The sequence below is a fragment of the Marinomonas aquimarina genome (assembly GCF_900089755.1).
Lineage (GTDB): Bacteria > Pseudomonadota > Gammaproteobacteria > Pseudomonadales > Marinomonadaceae > Marinomonas > Marinomonas aquimarina.
The window spans coordinates 75737-94796 of record NZ_FLOC01000009.1 but is presented as its reverse complement, the minus strand read 5'-3'; the positions used below and the strand labels follow the sequence as shown (position 1 = coordinate 94796).

Genomic DNA, 19060 nt, shown 5'->3' with positions numbered 1-19060 from the left:
ATCCAATAGACTGACGCTTCGGATTTATTCCGCCTTTCTATGACAAAAGCAAAAACAGTCTGTGGGTTTAAAAATGCTTAACAAAATCATTTGTGGGGCCGAAAGCATTTCCGCCGTTGTCGGGAAATGTGTTGCATGGCTTACCCTCGTTATGATGTTGCTGACCTGTTTGATCGTAGTGCTGCGCTACGGCTTAGGCATCGGCTCCATCGCCCTTCAAGAGTCTGTACTTTACATGCATGCCATGGTGTTTATGCTCGGTGCAGCATACACCTTTAAAGACGATGAACATGTACGAGTGGATGTGCTTTACCGTGATTTTTCACCGCGCAAGAAAGCTTGGGTGAACATTTTAGGTGGCCTGTTCTTCTTACTACCGTTCTGTGCTTACACGGCCTACATGAGTATCGACTACGTGGCCGCTTCTTGGCGTGTACTAGAAACCTCGCAAGAGCCAGGTGGCCTACCGTTCGTCTACCTATTAAAAACCCTGATTCCGATTATGATGGCCTTGCTAATCATTCAAGGGATCGCCGACATCCTGAAAAGCCTAGGGGTCGTGTTCAATAAATCACAATTAACGGAGGCACAATAAGGTGGCTGAATTTTTACCTTTATGGCTGTTCGCCGGTGTTTGTGTGTTCCTGCTATTTGGTTACCCAGTAGCCTTTTCGCTCGCTGGTACCGCACTGCTATTCGCGGCCGGCGGCGCCATGTTCGGCACCTTTGACGCGGTGTTTCTAGAGGCCTTGCCAAACCGCTTGTTCGGTATCGTGCGTAATGAAACGCTGATCGCTGTGCCCTTGTTCGTGTTGATGGGTGTTTTGCTAGAAAAATCCAAGCTAGCTGAGCGCCTATTGGATTCCATGGCCATGTTGTTTGGCACCATGCGTGGTGGCTTGGGCATCTCAGTGATTTTGGTGGGCATGTTAATGGCGGCCAGTACCGGTATCGTCGGCGCCACCGTGGTCACCATGGGCATGATCTCATTGCCAACCATGCTACGCCGCGGCTACGACCCAGCCCTAGCCACAGGCACCATTTGTGCCACAGGTACTCTAGGTCAAATTATCCCGCCGTCGATTGCCTTGGTGCTATTGGGCGATGTCATGTCGAACGCCTTCCAAAAAGCACAACTGGAAATGGGCGTGTTCTCACCCAAAACAGTTTCCGTAGGCGATCTGTTTGTCGGCGCCTTGATTCCTGGACTGATTCTGGTCGCGCTGTACATTGTCTATGTGGCGGGTGTGGCTTGGCTACAACCTCATAAAGCACCAGCGGTACCCAAAGAAGAATTGCGTCGTGGTGTCGATGATTCCTCATTAGCGATGGAAATTATCAAGGGGCTATTGCCGCCGCTACTGCTGATCCTTGCGGTATTGGGCTCGATTCTTGGCGGTCTGGCAACCCCCACTGAAGCCGCGGGTGTCGGTGCCTTTGGTGCGGCAATTCTCGCCTGGGCGTCTGGTAAACTATCGCTGCAAACGCTCAAAGACAGTGTCTTAGCCACCACCAAAGTAACCGGCATGGTGTTCATGATCTTGATCGGTGCATCGCTGTTCTCGTTGGTATTCCGTGGCTTTGGCGGTGAAGAACTGATCCATGAGTTCTTTAATCAACTACCGGGCGGTGTCATCAGTGCGGTCTTGATCGTTATGCTGGTGATGTTCTTCCTTGGCTTTATCTTGGACTTCATTGAAATCACCTTCGTGGTGGTGCCAATCGTTGCCCCAGTGCTGTTGGCGATGGGCCTAGATCCCATCTGGTTAGGTATTATGATGGCGATCAACCTACAAACGTCGTTCCTCACACCACCGTTTGGTTTCGCTTTGTTCTACCTGCGTGGCGTGGCGCCACCAGAAGTGAAGACCCAGTCGATCTACAAGGGTGTGATACCCTTTATTATGATCCAGTTATTTGTCCTGTTACTGTTGTCCGTCTGGCCTGAACTGGCGACCTGGTTGCCAGAAGTGATCTATGCGGACTGATAAAAAGGAGATGCTATGAAAGCGATGCAAGTGAACGATTACGGCCCAGCGAGCGATTTAACGCTGGTAGATGCCGATAAACCCACCATCAATGCGGACCAGATTCTGGTACAAGTAGGCGCATCGGGCGTCAACCCAGTCGACACTTACATCCGTTCTGGCACCAATAACTACAGCGCCTCTTTCCCCCATACACCGGGGAATGACGGCGCCGGTACCATTGTCGAAGTAGGCGCCAATGTGACGGATTTTCAAATCGGTCAACGTGTTTACTTCTCCCGTAACCTAAGCGGTTCGGCAGCGGAATACGCCGTCTGTGTACCGACTCATACCTTCCCATTAGCGGATGCCTTGAGCTTTGCTGAAGGGGCCTGTTTGGGGATCCCATACACCACGGCACACCGCGCTTTGTTCGGTCGCGCCCATGCGCTAGCAGGCGACAAAGTGCTGGTGCACGGTGCCACCGGCGCAGTGGGCCTAGCGACGGTTCAGTTGGCACTGGCCGCAGGCATGCATGTGGTGGCGTCGGCAGGTACGGTCGAAGGCGCAAACCTGTTACGCGCTCAGGGTGTACAAGAAGTCATCATGCACAACCAAGAGGGCTACCTTGCCCCTTACCAATCGCTGCAGAACGGTTTTGATGTGATCATTGAAATGTTGGCCAACCACAACCTCGACCAAGATCTCAAAGCCTTGGCCTTTGGCGGTACCGTGGCGGTGATTGGTAACCGCGGCACGGTCGATATCAATCCACGTGATTTGATGGCACGCGATGCCGCTGTCATCGGTGTCGCCCTCGCCAACGTCAAACCAGAAGAACTGGAACGCATTGCGAAAGCCATGTTGCCACTGTTCGAGAAAGGTGTACTGAAACCGGTGGTGCGCAAAGAGTATGCTCTGTCCGAGCTAGCGCAAGCCCATGAAGACGTGCTGAAAAGCGGCGCTCAAGGCAATTTAGTGGTACGGATTGACGCTTAAAACTGGCCACTCACACCCAAAAGGACGCACTAGCGTCCTTTTTTGTTTCTGAACCCCTCGTCACTTTGCACTACTCAAGTGCACGCTAGCTCGCTATACTGCTGGTTTGATTTGCACAAAAAGTAGGCGATTCACTTGACCCATTCTGATTCTGATGTATTTAGCTTACCCAGCGTAGCCGACACCCATGATCACGATTACCACCAATTAGTGGTGGTATTGGATGGCAATACCGACTTTGACATCGACAGCAAAGGTGGCCGACAAATGCGTTCGGGCAGCGGCTGCATCGTGCCCTCGTCTGAAGGACATCAGTTTGTTGGGCTCGGTGACAACCGCATCATGGTGGTGAATTTGCCGGTGCCGCCGCAAAAAGCCATTACCGATGAAGAATACCAAGTGGTGTCGCGCCTGTTTGATCAGGCGGCCTACTTTGAGCTGAATCCACGCCTACAGGTGTTAGCCTCCGCCTTGTCTGGGGAGTTACAACAATACCCAGACGACCAACTGCTGGCCCGTGCCTGTGGCAATACCCTACTGAGCGCCATTCGCCACCAGCTCGCCAGCCAAGACATCAAGACTCGCGGCCAACAACTGGACATTGAAAAGCTCGATCAATTTATTGAGCTCAACCTCTCTAAGCGGGTACAAATCGGCCAGCTGGCCAACTTTTGTTTTTTGAGTGTCAGCCAATTTCATGAGCGTTTCAAAGAGCGCACCGGCATGACACCGCACCAATATTTGATTCGTAAGCGTCTTGAGCGCGCGCAATATTTATTGCGCGAGGGGCACACGCCAGTACAAGTGGCAGAGATGAGCGGCTTTTCCAGCCAAAGCGCCATGACCAGCACCTTTTCCCAGACCCTTGGCATCACGCCGCTGAAATATCAAAAGCAGTTTCGCCCCCTATAAGCACGTACTTGGCCCCAGCACAGGGCCATTGGCTATCGGATTTTCTTATAAAAAATTCCGATGATTACGAAAGACGTTGTCACCCTCCTGTCACTATATTTCTCCCATCTATCGAAGATCGATAATGCGCCCCCGCGCAGCTTGAGATTTGCATAACCTTTGCAACACTTAAGCATGGCATCTTCAAGCACCAACAAACGGTTTATACGGAAACACAGTTTTCCGCTTGTCGTGGGAGAATCCGACTATGTTTAATGCGCTAGAGGTTTTACAACCGACCATTCTTGAGCGCCCACTCAATACCCTTTGGGCACGCATTTCGCCGCTGTACTGCGTGGATGAAGAGCAATGGTTAACGGAGCTACTAAAACTGGCCGAGCCAACGGATGCTCAATTACAAGCCAGCACCGACGCGGCCACGCATTTGATCGAACAGGTTCGCAAAGACGACGAATCCATGTCCTTGATCGATTCCCTACTACTGGAATACAGCCTAGATACCAAAGAAGGCATCTTGTTGATGTGTTTGGCCGAAGCCCTGATGCGTGTGCCAGACAAAGAAACCGCCGATGCCTTTATCAAAGACCGCTTAAGCGTGGCCGATTGGGCTTCTCATGCCAACAATTCCGAGTCCTTCTTCGTCAATGCGTCCACTTGGGGATTATTGCTAACCGGCAAAATCGTCACCATGGACGAAAGCAAAGACGGCAAGCCTGCTAACCTCGTGAATCGCCTAGTCAACCGTATGTCTGAGCCGGTGATCCGCCAAGCTATGAACCAAGCCATGAAGATCATGGGCCACCAGTTCGTATTGGGTCGTTCGATCAGCGAAGCCTTGTCCCGTGGTAAAAGCTACCGCGACAAGGGCTACACCTACTCATTCGATATGCTCGGCGAAGCCGCTTTGACGCAACAGGACGCCGAGAAATACCTAGCGTCTTACCTACAGGCGGTGGAGTCCGTTGGCCAGGACACTTATGGCAAAGGCCATCGTCCGACCATTTCAATCAAGCTCTCGGCGCTGCACCCACGCTATGAAGTGGGCTGTGAAGAGCGTGTCATGACGGAACTGTTCGAGAGCGTGAAACAGCTGATTAGTCGCGCCCGTGAGCTGAATGTTGGCATCACCATCGACGCCGAAGAAGCGGACCGCCTAGAGCTATCGCTGCACCTATTTGAAAAGCTATTCCGCGACGACTGCACCAAAGGCTGGGGCCTATTTGGCCTCGTAGTGCAAGCCTACTCGAAGCGTTGTCTGCCCGTGTTGAACTGGTTGGCGGCGTTGGCCAAAGACGTGGGCGATCGCATTCCACTGCGTTTGGTAAAAGGCGCGTACTGGGACTCTGAAATCAAGCTGTGTCAGCAACGTGGCCTCAGTGGCTACCCAGTGTACACCCGCAAAGAAGCCACCGATGTGTCTTACCTAGCCTGTGCTAATTTCCTATTGAGCCCGCACACTCGTGAGTGGATCTTCCCGCAATTTGCCAGCCATAACGCGCATACGATTGCCACCATCGCCACCATTGCCGACAACATGGGCGCGAATGCCAACGAGTACGAATTCCAGCGCCTACATGGCATGGGCGATGCCCTATACAACCGTCTGATCAAAGACAAAGACGTGTGTGTGCGTATTTATGCACCGGTGGGCAGCCACAAAGACTTGCTTCCCTACCTAGTACGCCGCCTATTGGAAAACGGCGCCAACAGCTCCTTTGTGCACCGTTTAGTCGACGCGCGCTGCCCAGTGTCTGAGCTAGTGGATCACCCAGTGACCACGCTAAAAGGTCGCAAAACCCTGCGTAACCCCTTTATCAATTTGCCTAAAGACATGTTCGCCGATCGTAACAACTCATTCGGTCCTAACATTGAAATCGAAGCAGAGTGGCAACCGTTCAAAGCGTCCGTCGATGCCTTTATGGGCCAAGAAACACAATGGACCGCCAAACCAATCGTTGGCGGTGACAGCCTAACGACAGACGATGTGCACAGCGTCAAAAGCCCATACGATCATGCATTGGTGGCAGGACAAGTGCATTGGGCCAATGAAGCCATCGTTAATCAAGCCATTGAGCAAGCCGATGCCGCCTACCCTGCTTGGTCACAAACTCCTGCAACGGATCGTGCGGCCTGCCTTGAGCGCATGGCCGAATTGATGGAGCAGAACTACGCCGAGTTAGTCGCCCTGTGTCACCGTGAAGCGGGTAAAACCATCCAAGACTGCATCGACGAAGTGCGTGAAGCGGTGGATTTCTGCAATTACTACGCTCAGCAAGCACGCCAAAATTTTGCGGCACCGAAGGCTTTTAGCAATTACCTAGGCCAAACGCAGCAGGTACAACTGACAGGTCGTGGTGTGTTTGCCTGCATCAGCCCTTGGAACTTCCCATTGGCGATTTTCGCGGGCCAAGTGGTTGCAGCATTGGTGTCTGGCAATACGGTGGTGTGTAAAGCCGCCGAACAAACCTCTTTGATCGCGTACCGAGCGGTACAGATGCTCCATGAAGCGGGCATTCCAACAGACGTGTTGCACTTCCTACCGGGGAATGGTGCGACCGTAGGAGCACCGATCACACAGCATAAGCGCATTGCTGGCCTTGCCTTCACCGGCTCAACCGGCACGGCACAAATGATCAACCGCACCCTAGCGAGCCGTGGTGTCGCACCGGTACCCGTGATTGCCGAAACCGGTGGTCAAAATGCCATGCTGATCGATTCCACCTCGCTGCCTGAACAGGTGGTACGTGATGCAGTGCGTTCTGCCTTTGCTTCCGCGGGTCAGCGTTGTTCCGCACTACGAGTGATGTTTGTGCAGGCAGATATCGCTGATCGCGTGATTCCAATGATCGCTGGTGCCATGAAACAGCAAAGCGTGGGGTTGCCTTACTTGCACTCTACCGATGTTGGCCCTGTGATCGATGAAAAAGCACAGCAGATGCTGCTAGATCATATCGAAGTGATGAAAAAAGAAGGTCGCTTAATTGCACAATCAGAGCTACCAGAGTGGGCCGAGCGCGGCACGTTCGTTGCGCCAAGCGCGTTTGAGATCAGCAGCATTGATCAGCTAAAAGACGAGAAATTCGGCCCAATCATGCACGTTGTGCGCTACAAAGCCAAAGATCTCGACAAGATCATCGACACCATCAATCACTCAGGCTTCGGTTTGACCATGGGCGTGCACAGCCGTAACGAAACCACTTGTGCCCACATCGCTAAACGTGCCCGCGTCGGTAACCTGTACATCAACCGTGACCAAGTCGGTGCCGTGGTGGGTGTACAGCCATTTGGTGGCCAAGGCTTGTCGGGCACAGGTCCAAAAGCCGGTGGCCCACACTACCTACCACGCTTTGCCAAAGAGCAATTGGTTTAACAGAACACTCACACTTCGCTTGCCTTGGTAAGCACTCAGTCCATGGATGGACTGATCCGATCGTCGCAGACAGGGATGTCTGTCGATCGGTGCTACCAAGGTAAGCGAGGTTAGAATTGGAATTGTTTGGGTAAATGAATCCAAGCAATAGGAGATACAAACTATGACGATCGTAAAACCTATTCAAATCGATGTTGCCAACCAAGTGTTTGAAGCGTGGAACACATTAGGCGTCCAAGGCCGTGCCGAAAAACTCGAGCAAGCCATTTACAGTCTCAGCCATGAACAAGCACAGATGGCACGCTGGCAGCTGGCCAATGCCCGTCATGAAATCGGCGCAGCACAGGTGATGCCTGGGCCAACCGGTGAAAGTAACGTGCTATCGACCCATGGTCGCGGGGCATTTCTGACCGCCGTTCAAGCGGGGCTCAACAGTGAACAGGCAAGCGTTGGCTTAATCGGCCAAATGTTCGCCGCCTTAGTGGCAGGTAACCCTATTATTACCGTGGGTCCAGAAGGCCAAGCACTGATGGATCAACTGGCCAAATACGTCCCTCAAGGTGTGATTCAAAACATCGCCGAGTCAGCGCGGGATTCCATCGTTGAGGCCAGCGATCTTGCTGGTGTGGCCATCATCTGCGATCCAGAAAAAGCGCAGCAACTCAGTCAGCAGTTGGCACAAAAACCAGGCTTACTGTGTCAGCTGGTGGAAGAAACCGATCTCGTCCGCCTCAGCACCATTGCCGCGCCAAACTATATTTTGCGCTTTGTCACCGAACAAACCGTCTCCACCAACACCACCGCCATCGGTGGTAATGCCACGCTGTTAGAGCTTGGCAGTAAAGCCGAGTAGTCCAGAGTCGAGTAACCCCTGCGACGAATTCAGCGGTTTAAACGGTCTGGTCTCCACCTAGAACGCACCGCTGACATCGTCTCAGCGCTTCAGCCCGCATCATCCACCTCCCTAACATGGATGATTCGCGGGCTTTTTTTTCCTAATCCATGCGCCACTAGAAGTGGTAATCAAAGGTCACTTTCGCGGTACGTGGCGCACCGTAAATCGCGCTCGAGTATAGGCTCTGGATGTATTTCTTATCGAATAGGTTATCGATGTTTAAACGTACACTGGCGGCATCATTGATGTCGTAGGAGGCAAAGGCATTGGTCAGCATGTAAGCGTCCTGCTTCATGCCAGAGGTCGACTCCACTTTGGATTGCCAGCGTGTGTTTACACCCACTTTAAGCCCTGGAACAGAAGCTAGGCGGGTATCCAGCATCAACTTAACGCTATCACGAGGGGTCCATTTGTAGATGTCTTTGCCATCCGGACCTTCGAGATTCAGATGTGTCAGACCGAGAGACAGACGCGTACGGTCGGTTAAATAGCCCGACACTTCCATTTCAAAACCTTTCGAAGTCACGTCTTTCGGCACATAGTAACGATCACCATCGGCATTCAAGTTTTCTGCTTGCGTTGCCAAACCATCTTGCTCTGCGGTAAATACCGAGAAAGTCGCCAACACGCGCTTGTCGAACCACTCGGTTTTCACACCCGCTTCGTAATTCACACCTTTAACAGGATCCAGGTAGCGGCCATCGTAGTCTGTCTGATCTTGGTTTTGGTAGATATCGGAGTATGAGACGTACGCCACCACATCATCGCTTAGGTCGTACAAGAAACTCACATAAGGGCTGACTTCTTCGGTGTCAGGGTAGCTCGTCGTAGTCGTACCGCCGCCAAAGATAGAATCCCCTTCACGCTGTAACTTGATCGCATTCATACCAACAATCGAGTGCAGTTGATCGCTCAGCTCAAGCTTAGAGGCCAAGTACAAACGTGTCAGCAGCTGCTCGCCGGTACCACTCAGCTGCTTGGCACCAAAGATCGGCTCTGGGTAATCATCGCCATCGTAGGGCATGGCTGGGAGCGGCAGGAATTGATAGTTCGCGGTATCGTAGGGACGCTCGTAACGTTTCGAATCCTGCGTCGAATGACTCACGCCAAGCAGTAAACTGTGCTCGCGGCCAAAGGCCTCAAAATCACCACTTAGGTTGATATCAAACAGATTGTTTTCCAACTTGGTAAAGCCCGAGTACGGCCAGCCGACCAAACCGGTGTAATCGCTGTTCAAAGCGCCGCTTGGGGAGTAAGCGTAGAACAGTTTTGAATCGCCTTCGTATTCACGGTAAGTGTAAGTCCCTTTTACTTCCCAATCGTTGTCCAATAAGTGGCTGTATTCGATAAAGGCGTCTTGGGTTTTGGTGTCGTAGTAAGCCCAGTTCATGGCACTGGACGTGGAGCGATCAAACTCCGCTTGGCTACCGTCTTCCACATTCAGGGTTAGCGCACCCCACATCGGCGCATCTTGCTCCGCGTTGCGGTAGTTCATACCGAAGGTCAAAATGCCATTGTCACCGACCTGTCCATCGACGACGACGTAAAGTGATTCGTGCTGATCTTCTAAATCACGAATATAGGAATCACTTTGCTCCGCCACAGCCACCACACGCGCGGCCCAACGACCGTCTTCGGTCAGTACCTTGTTGTAATCGACTGCACCACGTACCTGATCATGGGAGCCAGCCGTGAGGCTGACTTGTCCAGCGTCTTCGTTGGTCGGACGTTTGCGCACAAAGTTAATCGTCCCCGAAGCATTGCCGACACCGGTTAACAGGCCATTGGCGCCACGAATCGCTTCGATCTTTTCAAACAAAAAAGTATCTTTCTGACCGATCACGGTACCCCAATCGTTGGTCATGCCCAGGCCGTCCACCTGGGTCAGCTGAATGCCGAAGCCTCGGGAGTTATAGCGTGCTCGGTTGGTTTCATATTGGTCAACGTTTACGCCAGTCATAAAACTGAGCGCATCGTTACTGGAAGTGAGGCCATTATCGGCTAGGGTTTGCTGTTCAATGGTGGTGATCGACTGCGGTGTATCTTTGATCTCAAGCGCTAGGCCAGTGGCTCCTTTAGAGACACGACTACTGCGCTTGGCAGTGACGGCTAAGGCATCCAGTTGCAACGGCTCATTATTCGACAGAGCACTGTCCGAACTGAGGAAAATCACTGAGTCTTGAATCAAGGCGCGCAGTCCAGAATCCGCCAATAAGCGTTGCAACGCTTGCTCAACGGTTAATTCCCCTTGCACTCCGGCACTCTGTTTGCCAAGGGTAAGGCTGGCATCCGCTGCTAAAGACAAGCCGCTGGCAGAGGCAAAGTTCAACAGCGCATTACTCAGTGAGCCCGACGGAATATCGTACTGGTAGGCAACGCTCATTACGCTCTCAGGGCCAGCGACGTTCTGTGCAGCGTAGGCCGGTACCACACCCAGTGCGGTGACCATCAGAGCAGAAATAGCAGTTCTTTTAAACATGGTAGAGTCCCAAACTTCGATTCAAATCAGTGATAAACATGTGACAAAGCTGTCATTCGCAAGCTATGCCACGTCAGCATCGAAAAAGGGAACTAAGAATGAGAACTTTTTACATTCTCTTCTATAAAGGTAAACCAAGGCGTCACTCGGCGGATGTTGATGGGCAAACTCAGGGCTAAGGTGTGCAACACTTTTTCCGTATCCGCCACGGGAAAGTGACCAATTAAGCGTAAGTTCGCCACATTATCGGAGCATTTCAGCCAACCTTGCCCATGGTAACGACTCAGTGAGTCAATAAAATCCCCCAAGCGCATGTTGTCCGCCACCAGAAATCCGTTTTGCCAGGCGCGATCATTTTCCGACGGCGACTCAATGTCTGTAGTACGGCGTTCATTAAAATACAGGGATTGTTTTGACTGCAACGGAACCGACCTGCCCTGGCTCGGCCTCACCGCCGCCTCGCCATCGCTGATCGACACATACACCCCATGTGCGGTGTCTTTGCCCGCGCTACGCACGGTCAACTGACTGACCTGGGTGTGCACCGCACCATAATCCGTCAGCACCGTTAGTGGCCTAGCATCGGGCGCCGCTTCGACAAAGATCTCGCCGCGTAACAACTGCACCTGACGACGCTGTGACTGATAGTCCACCGCGGCGATGGAATTGGTATTGAGCCACAGCTTGCTGCCATCGGCCAACGACCATTGGCGCACTTCACCGACTTGGGTTTGATGCACCATGCCCGACGCCAGTTGCGCACTGATTTGATCCCGTTGCAGCCACGTTGCCAAGGGTAACAGCAGCGCCGCCCCCGCCAAGCCATACAGAAACTGACGCCGGCTTTTACCTGCCGCGCTCAACGCCTGCATGCTTTGTTCAACGGGCAATTGCTGGAACTGCTTATCGACTTGCTCAATGCGCCACCAAGCTTGTTGGTGCAATTCAGACTGCGCCAACCATTGTTGCCAGGCTTGGCGATCTTGTTCACTGACTGGCTCGTCCTGTAGGCAGGCAAACCAAAACGCGGCCTCTTCCAATGCTTGGTCATGAGCGTCAAGCGGCGGCATCGTCCATCTCCCGTTCTGCTTTGGCGCATTGCAACAACGCCTGGGCAATGTACTTTTTCACCATCCGCTCAGACACCTCTAACTCGCTGGCAATGTCTTGGTAGCGAACATTCTGTAAGCGTGACATTAAAAATGCCTGACGTGCTTTAAGCGGCAGCCCCTGCAACATGGCATCCAAACGGCATAGGGTTTCGATCACCTCATACTGTTCTTCAGCGGAGGCAGCGTAAGGCTCCGGTTGCGCTTGCAAAGCCTCTAAATAGGCTTGCTCAATGTCTTGGCGGCGCCAATGATTGGCTAACAAGCTCTTTGCAATGGTGGTTAAGTACGCTCGCGGCGACTCGATGGTTTGTAAATTGTCTTGCCGAGCGATTAAGCGAATAAAACTGTCTTGCGTGAGGTCCGCCGCTGTCGCTTCACAGGCGAGCCGGCGCGCGATAAATCGATTCAGCCAAGCATGATGCTGACGATAGAAACTCGCAAAGTGGCTTGAGAAAGCGTTTTGCATAACAGTTCAAAGCCTTTTCAGAATACGGTGACAGTTATCCCTTCCGATGGCGCGATGGTTCCGATACATCGCGACAATGATGGAATAATGGTAATACAAATGAGAATTGTTTTAAATAGGATATTAGGAAAGGCACCCTCGCCTAAGCGAGGTTAATCGTAATAGGCGAGACAGACACGATTGCGTCCAGTCATTTTCGCTTCATAAAGGGCTTGATCGACCCGTTTAAACGACTCTTCCAGCATGTTTTCCGAGGCTAACTGAATCACACCAATCGATACTGTCATTTGCACTGGTTCGCTTTTTAAAGTCATCACTTGCTCCGGAATATGCTGACGCACACGCTCCGCGACCTGCTTCGCTTGCGCCAAGTCCAACTTGGGCAGCAAGACATAGAATTCTTCACCGCCAATTCGGAACACCTGCCCTGTTGCGGGAATGGCTTCATGTATGCAACTCACCAGAAACTTCAGCGCTTCATCACCACAAGAATGTCCAAAGCGGTCATTAATAGATTTAAAGTGATCAATATCGATGGTCAGTAAACTGGTGGAACCATAAGCATTCTGGGCTTTTTGCAAGGTAATGCTGACCGCTAGGTTAAACTCACGACGGTTGCCGACCCCCGTTAACGGATCGGTACGACTGGCTTGATCCAGCTGACGCATCAGGCGATTGCGCTCGGTAATGTCGAGCATCGCGCCGACTTGGCCAGCTTTATCACCGTTTTCTTTGAAAAAGACGGCTTTATTGAACTCTATCTCGAACTGCTCGCCTTGGGCATTTTTCACCGCCGCTTCATAAACTTGCGTACCACCGGAGTCCAGCAGCGCTTGATCCGCTTGGTAGTAGATATCGGCTAACTCTTTGGGGGCAATGTCATACACCGAGTGGTTCACGACACTCTCTTTCGGCAACCCAATGAACTCACTAAAAGCCTGGTTACAACCACGGTAAATATGAAACTCGTCTTTATAAAAGATCGGCACCGGAATGGCATCCAGCACGGTTTGCAGAATGTTTTCTTGCTGGGCAAGGTTATTATTGTGCCAAGATATCCGTGCCTTCTCTGACACAATCCAAGTGGCAATACGGGTTAAATCGTCGTAAGCGGCACTGTCGTTGACCCCTTGCATGATCCATTTCAAAGCCAGACTAAAGTCCCACTTATCCAACAGGATCAGCACTTTACGAGCTGCAATATAGGGGTAGTCTTCGGCCAGCAAATCTGACTGGTGCATGATAATCAAACCTGACACAGGGGTTTCTTGAAGCGATTCAATGCCTTGCCAGCTGAATTGATCGGGGACACGTGACAGCAAATTTTTTAACGACTCCTTCCAGGGAGTAACTGTCTTTGAGTAATAAATGACGGAAGGGATCATAGTCGTCAAACCTGTTATTAACCAAGGATTAGCCTAAGATGCACGGCCGCTCCGGTCAATTTCTAAGCTGTTTAATAATGCAATCTGTTTGTAGTGATATGTTATTTAATAAGCATTCACTTATGCAAAAAGCCCCGCAGTAGCGGGGCTTTCCTGTGTCACGCAATGTGGCAATGCCTATTCGGCATCACGGGCGTTGATGTAGGCACGTTCAGACACATCATGCCATTGCGATACCTTACCTAGGAAGGCTTTGAACGACTCGTAGACTTTCTTACTCATCTCATCGTTCGCCGCAACACCTTCAAGCGTTTCTTGAGACGCTACTTTTAGGGCTTTCAAGACATCGTCAGGGAACGGGCGAAGATCGACATTATGCTCATTAACAAGCGTTTGTAAGGCGTCATTATTCAACGCAGTGAACTCATCTAGCATGTCTTGAGTCGCTTGACGAGACGCTGAACGAACAATCGCTTGTAGGTCTTTTGGTAGCGCTTCAAACGCCGTTTTGTTGACCAACAGCTCCATCTCAGAACCCGGCTCATGCCAACCTGGGTAGTAGTAGTATTTCGCCGCTTTGTACAAACCAAACGCTAGATCGTTGTAAGGGCCAACCCACTCAGTCGCATCGATGGTACCGGTTTGCAGCGCGGTGAAGATCTCACCCCCAGGCAGGTTAATTGGCGAGCCGCCCAGTTTTTCGAGTACTTCACCGCCAAGGCCTGGGATACGCATTTTCAGGCCACTGAAGTCTTCTAAGGAATTGATCTCTTTATTGAACCAACCACCCATCTGTACCCCAGTGTTACCAGATGTCAGTGGAATCAAGTTAAACGGTTCGTACACTTCTTGCCATAGCTTCATACCGCCGCCATGGTAGATCCAAGAGTTGATCTCTTGAGCCGTCATACCAAACGGCACTGCAGTAAAGAACTGCGCCGCAGGGGCTTTGCCTTTCCAATAATAGGCGGCACCATGGCCTAGCTCAGCGGTACCACGGGATACTGCATCAAACACTTCTAGCGGTGGCACCAATTCACCCGCCGCATACACTTTTACTTTTAAACGGCCACCCGACATTTCATTAATATTGTTGGCTAGGTATTCTGCGCCGGTGCCCAAACCAGGGAAGTTCTTTGGCCAAGTGGTGACCATTTTCCATTCGATGGTTTCTTGTTTGGCAGGCGCTGCCGCTTGGGTTTCCGTACTGCTAGATTGCTCGGAGCCACCGCAAGCAACCAGTGTTGCGGCAGTGATCCCAGCAAGCGTCCACTTGCTAAAGGCTTTTGCGTTGATCATGGATGTATCCCTCAGAAAACTTGTTACATTATTCTTTTTGTCAGTTCACGACTGGATTGCAGCAGAGTGTATCGATCACTCTCTACCCAGTGAAAGATCCTATTTCTTCCACATTGGTCACTCTCGATACTATGCTTTGTACGGAAATTGCTCAACACCCCGCTGGCAATTGCACAAAAAAAGCCCCTTAGTCCAATCACTAAGGGGCTTTATTATGGATCATCAAATGCTCTGCTAGAGATTATTCCGCTGAACGCGCATTGATGAAGGCACGCTCAGAGATATCGCTCCATTTCATCACTTTCTGTTTGAAGTCCTTCATCGAGTCGTACACTTTCTGACTCATAGGATCATTCGCTGCAACTCGTTCCATCACCACATCGGTCGAAGCACGAAACTCTGCCAACACATCATCAGGGAAGCGCTTTAGCACCACACCATGTTCATTGATCAAGGTTTCTAGGGCGCTGTTATTCATCGCAGTGAACTCGTCTAGCATCTCGGCATTCGCCTGACGCGCCGCCGCACGCACGATCAACTGTAGGTCTTCTGGCAAGGCGCTGAAGGCGTCTTTGTTGATCACAGTTTCAATGGCAGAACCCGGCTCTTGCCAGCCTGGGTAGTAGTAGTATTTCGCCGCTTTGTAGAGGCCAAACGCTAGGTCATTGTAAGGACCGACGAACTCTGTCGCATCAATGGTTCCGGTTTGCAGCGCGGTGAACATTTCACTGCCTGGCATGTTTACGACGGTAACACCGGCATCCGCTAAGACTTCACCACCTAGGCCTGGCATACGCATTTTCAGACCATTTAGGTCGGCAACCGAGTTAATTTCTTTGTTAAACCAACCACCCATCTGCGTACCTGAGTTACCGGCCGCCAGAGGAATCACATTAAAGGGTTCGTATACCTCTTCCCAAAGCTCTAAACCGCCGCCTTGAGTCAGCCAAGAGTTCATTTCTTGCGCCGTTAAACCATAGGGTACGGTGGTGAAGAACTGCGCCGCTGGTACCTTGCCTTTCCAATAGTAAGACGCTCCATGGCTTAGCTGTGCCGTACCACGGGACACCGCATCAAACGCTTCCAACGCTGGCACCAATTCACCCGCGGCATAGACTTTAACATTGATACGTCCACCCGACATCGCGGTAATGCTCTCAGCCAAGTGCTCCGCGCCTGTGCCCAGTGCCGGAAAGTTCTTCGGCCAAGTGGTGACCATTTTCCACTCGATGGTTTCTGGTGCGGCTGGCGCTGCGGCTTGTGTTTCGGTACTGCTAGATGGCTCAGAACCACCACAGGCAACCAAAGTTGCGGCAGCGATCCCTGCAAGCGTCCACTTGCTAAAAGCATTTACGTTGATCATGGAGATATCCCTTAGAAAGCTCATTCAATTATTGTTGTTACGTATTGGCAGTCAGCATACTATGCTTTGCCCCACAATTGCTCAATATCCCCATTAGCAATTGGTCTTAATCAGCCTTAGATAGTATAAAAAAGCCCCTTAATCTAGGGGATTAAGGGGCTAAATGTTATGAAGTTGCTAACTTAAATTATTCGCCAGCACGCGCGTTAATCAACGCACGTTCGGAGATTTCGTGCCACTTCATGACTTTCTCTTTAAACGCTTTCATCGAGTCATAGACTTTCTGACTCGCTGGGTCGTTGGCTGCCACTTCCGCCATCACTTCGTCCGATGCCGTACGCAGCTCTGCTAGTACATCCTCTGGGAAACGTTTTAGCTCAACGTTATGCTCATTCAATAGCGTTTCCAGCGCCGTGTTATTCAAGGCGGTGAACTCATCGAGCATGTCCGCATTGGCTTGGCGTGCCGCCGCGCGCACGATCAACTGCAGATCTTCAGGTAGCGCAGCAAACGCGTCTTTGTTGATAAAGGTTTCAACGGTTGAACCTGGCTCTTGCCAACCTGGGAAGTAGTAGTATTTCGCCGCTTTGTAGATACCGAACGCTAGGTCATTGTATGGACCCACCCATTCTGTGGCATCGATGGCACCGGTTTGCAGTGCGGTGAAGATTTCACTGCCTGGCATGTTAACGACCGTTGCACCAGCACGGGCGATCACTTCACCGCCAAGGCCTGGCATACGCATTTTTAGACCGTTTAGGTCCGCTACCGAGTTGATTTCTTTGTTGAACCAACCACCCATTTGCACGCCAGTGTTACCGGCCGCCAGAGGGATAATGTTGAACGGTGCGTAGATTTCTTGCCACAGTTCCATACCGCCGCCACTGAACAACCAAGAGTTCATCTCTTGTGCCGTTAGACCAAACGGTGTGGTGGTGAAGAACTGCGCCGCAGGCACTTTGCCTTTCCAGTAGTAAGACGCGGCGTGACCCATTTGTGCTGTGCCACGAGAGACCGCATCAAAGGCTTCCAATGCAGGGACCAATTCGCCCGCTGCGTACACTTTGACTTTTAGACGACCGCCAGACATAGCGGTAATGTTTTGCGCCAGTTTTTCAGCGCCAGTGCCCAAGGCTGGGAAGTTTTTCGGCCAAGTGGTGACCATTTTCCATTCGATGGGCTCGGCTTTCGCAACCGGAGCTGCTTGCGTGGATTCAGATGAAGCCGTTTCGTTACTGCCACCGCAGGCAGCCAAAGTTAATGACAACAAACCAGCCAGCGCTAATTTGCCGAAATTCGCGATTGTTTTCATGGTTTTCCTCAGAAAAGCTAGTTAATCACTGTTCACGCTCTGATGGCCTGAGACAGGAAATTGGACACGCCAAAGCAACATCCTTGGCATGGTATACATGAGATAAACGGCGGTATTGTTGTTTTTGTAGACGTTTGAATCGCACCGGAGTCGGTACGCGGCGAAATGGTATGACGCTTTGTTGATCAACTCAACGAAATTCTAAACGATCGTTAGAATTTCGTTAAATTTGACGTTTAAGGCGATAAAAATCGCGGTTTATGGCGCAAAATGCACGAGCGTCGCTTAAAACGGACTGGTGTAATACCAAGCCTTGCGCTCGCCCGTTTGCGCCGCTTGCAGGGCCAAATTCATCGCGTACACCAGCTCACAGGCATGGCGCTTCGACACCGGCGCTTCACCACGACCTTGGATCGCATCCGTCAGTTGCTGATAAAACTCCACATAGCGCCCCGCACCGATGGCTTCCTCGGAAGCCCTGATGTCATCTTGGCTCGATGCGTGATAACACAAGGCTTTTTGCGTGGGACTAGCGAAATCGTCTTGCCCAGGTAACTGCCCTGCACGCAGGGCATCTTCTTGGGCATCTAAGCCGTAGCAATGCCAAGAACCGCCATCAAAACGGGCGTTATAGCGACGCATTTCCCCCGCTTCAAATAAACTGGCCCCCAAGCGCACACGACGCTTACCGTACGCCAGCTCAATTTCAAAAGAATCTGGCGCAGCGCCGTCTTCTCGTAGTGTGTCTATATTGGCCTGTATCCAGTCAGGTATACCCAAAAGTGCCAAGGCTTGATCTAACACATGGGGCCCGAGATCCCAGAAAATCCCGGTGCCAACACCCGGTTGTTCGCGCCAACGTTGCTGTACCGCTGGGCGGAAACGATCAAAGCGGCTTTCCAATTGCTTTAGCTGGCCTAATTCACCGGTTTCTAGCAGTTCTTGTAAACGTAAGAAATCACCATCAAAGCGGCGGTTTTGATAAACCGTGAAGGTTAACCCTTTATCGTAAGCAAGGCGGCACAGCTCTTCGACTTGTTCGATTTCCGTCACCGACGGCTTTTCTAGTAATACATGCTTGCCAGACTTCAGCGCTAACTTGGCCTGCGGGAAATGCAGTTCATTAGGCGTGGTGATCACCACCAGATCGATATCATCACCAGTAATCAACGCATCGGCATCGCTGACCACGGTGACATCAGGCCAGTATTTATGCACTTCTTGGGGCTTAGAGGAGCAAATATACGACAGCGTCATCTCAGCTTGATGCGCCACAAACGGCGCGTGAAACACACGGCCAGATAAACCAAACCCAATAATGCCAACTCGAATGGTCATAATGCTCCCCTTCTACTTCAGTCTATTTGCTTCATAGTAGCAGGGTTTTGGTTGCTGGGGCGCTTTGGTTTTTTGGTTCTGCAAGGCTTTTAGATGGTCTGACTCTTGTATTCAATTTGCTTGCGCCTGTCTCGTCTCGTCCCTCGACACCGACGCGTCAGCG

14 protein-coding genes are annotated in these 19060 nt (G+C 51.5%); 6 read left to right on the top strand and 8 right to left on the bottom strand.

Going from position 1 to position 19060, the window contains the following annotated elements; all coding sequences use genetic code 11:
* Window positions 1–73: 73 nt before the first annotated feature.
* The 6 genes from MAQ5080_RS09060 to MAQ5080_RS09035 all read left to right on the top strand — a co-directional run bounded on the left by MAQ5080_RS09060 (window position 74) and on the right by MAQ5080_RS09035 (window position 8101).
* Window positions 74–595 carry a TRAP transporter small permease subunit gene (locus MAQ5080_RS09060; protein ID WP_067206139.1) on the top strand — a complete coding sequence of 174 codons (522 nt, stop codon included), beginning with the start codon at window positions 74–76 and terminating at the stop codon, window positions 593–595.
* 1 nt (window position 596) lies between these two features.
* On the top strand, window positions 597–1988 hold the full coding sequence (locus MAQ5080_RS09055) for a TRAP transporter large permease (RefSeq protein ID WP_067205840.1): 1392 nt from the start codon (window positions 597–599) through the stop codon (window positions 1986–1988).
* Between the two features lie 15 nt (window positions 1989–2003).
* Complete coding sequence (locus MAQ5080_RS09050) at window positions 2004–2966, top strand: NADPH:quinone reductase (RefSeq protein ID WP_067205837.1); 963 nt, start codon at window positions 2004–2006, stop codon at window positions 2964–2966.
* 135 nt (window positions 2967–3101) lie between these two features.
* A complete protein-coding gene (locus MAQ5080_RS09045; RefSeq protein ID WP_067205833.1) occupies window positions 3102–3878 on the top strand; it encodes an AraC family transcriptional regulator in 777 nt (258 codons plus the stop codon).
* 247 nt (window positions 3879–4125) lie between these two features.
* Window positions 4126–7248: a bifunctional proline dehydrogenase/L-glutamate gamma-semialdehyde dehydrogenase PutA gene (putA, locus tag MAQ5080_RS09040; RefSeq protein WP_067205830.1), complete on the top strand. Its 3123-nt coding sequence runs from the start codon at window positions 4126–4128 to the stop codon at window positions 7246–7248.
* A 163-nt stretch (window positions 7249–7411) separates the two neighbouring features.
* Complete coding sequence (locus MAQ5080_RS09035; RefSeq protein WP_067205826.1) at window positions 7412–8101, top strand: 1-pyrroline-5-carboxylate dehydrogenase; 690 nt, start codon at window positions 7412–7414, stop codon at window positions 8099–8101.
* 157 nt (window positions 8102–8258) lie between these two features.
* On the opposite strand, the gene MAQ5080_RS09030 is transcribed toward MAQ5080_RS09035, so the two are convergent.
* The 8 genes from MAQ5080_RS09030 to MAQ5080_RS08995 all read right to left on the bottom strand — a co-directional run bounded on the left by MAQ5080_RS09030 (window position 8259) and on the right by MAQ5080_RS08995 (window position 18897).
* The gene (locus MAQ5080_RS09030; protein WP_156496513.1) at window positions 8259–10622 is read right to left on the bottom strand and encodes a TonB-dependent siderophore receptor; all 2364 of its coding nucleotides are present in this window, start codon (window positions 10620–10622) and stop codon (window positions 8259–8261) included.
* Between the two features lie 92 nt (window positions 10623–10714).
* Window positions 10715–11692 (bottom strand): FecR domain-containing protein, encoded by a 978-nt coding sequence (locus MAQ5080_RS09025; RefSeq protein WP_067205823.1) that lies wholly within the window; start codon window positions 11690–11692, stop codon window positions 10715–10717.
* Entirely contained in the window at window positions 11679–12200 is a 522-nt protein-coding gene (locus MAQ5080_RS09020) for a sigma-70 family RNA polymerase sigma factor (protein ID WP_067205820.1), read from the bottom strand. Before MAQ5080_RS09020 ends, MAQ5080_RS09025 begins: the two co-directional genes overlap by 14 nt.
* Window positions 12201–12352: 152 nt before the next feature.
* On the bottom strand, window positions 12353–13522 hold the full coding sequence (locus MAQ5080_RS09015; protein ID WP_197464549.1) for a GGDEF domain-containing protein: 1170 nt from the start codon (window positions 13520–13522) through the stop codon (window positions 12353–12355).
* Window positions 13523–13762: 240 nt separating this feature from the next.
* Window positions 13763–14884 (bottom strand): TRAP transporter substrate-binding protein, encoded by a 1122-nt coding sequence (locus MAQ5080_RS09010; protein WP_067205813.1) that lies wholly within the window; start codon window positions 14882–14884, stop codon window positions 13763–13765.
* A 241-nt stretch (window positions 14885–15125) separates the two neighbouring features.
* Entirely contained in the window at window positions 15126–16247 is a 1122-nt protein-coding gene (locus MAQ5080_RS09005) for a TRAP transporter substrate-binding protein (protein ID WP_067205810.1), read from the bottom strand.
* A gap of 187 nt (window positions 16248–16434) precedes the next feature.
* Window positions 16435–17559 (bottom strand): TRAP transporter substrate-binding protein, encoded by a 1125-nt coding sequence (locus tag MAQ5080_RS09000; RefSeq protein ID WP_067205807.1) that lies wholly within the window; start codon window positions 17557–17559, stop codon window positions 16435–16437.
* Window positions 17560–17844: 285 nt separating this feature from the next.
* A complete protein-coding gene (locus tag MAQ5080_RS08995; protein WP_067205804.1) occupies window positions 17845–18897 on the bottom strand; it encodes a Gfo/Idh/MocA family oxidoreductase in 1053 nt (350 codons plus the stop codon).
* Window positions 18898–19060 lie beyond the last annotated feature (163 nt).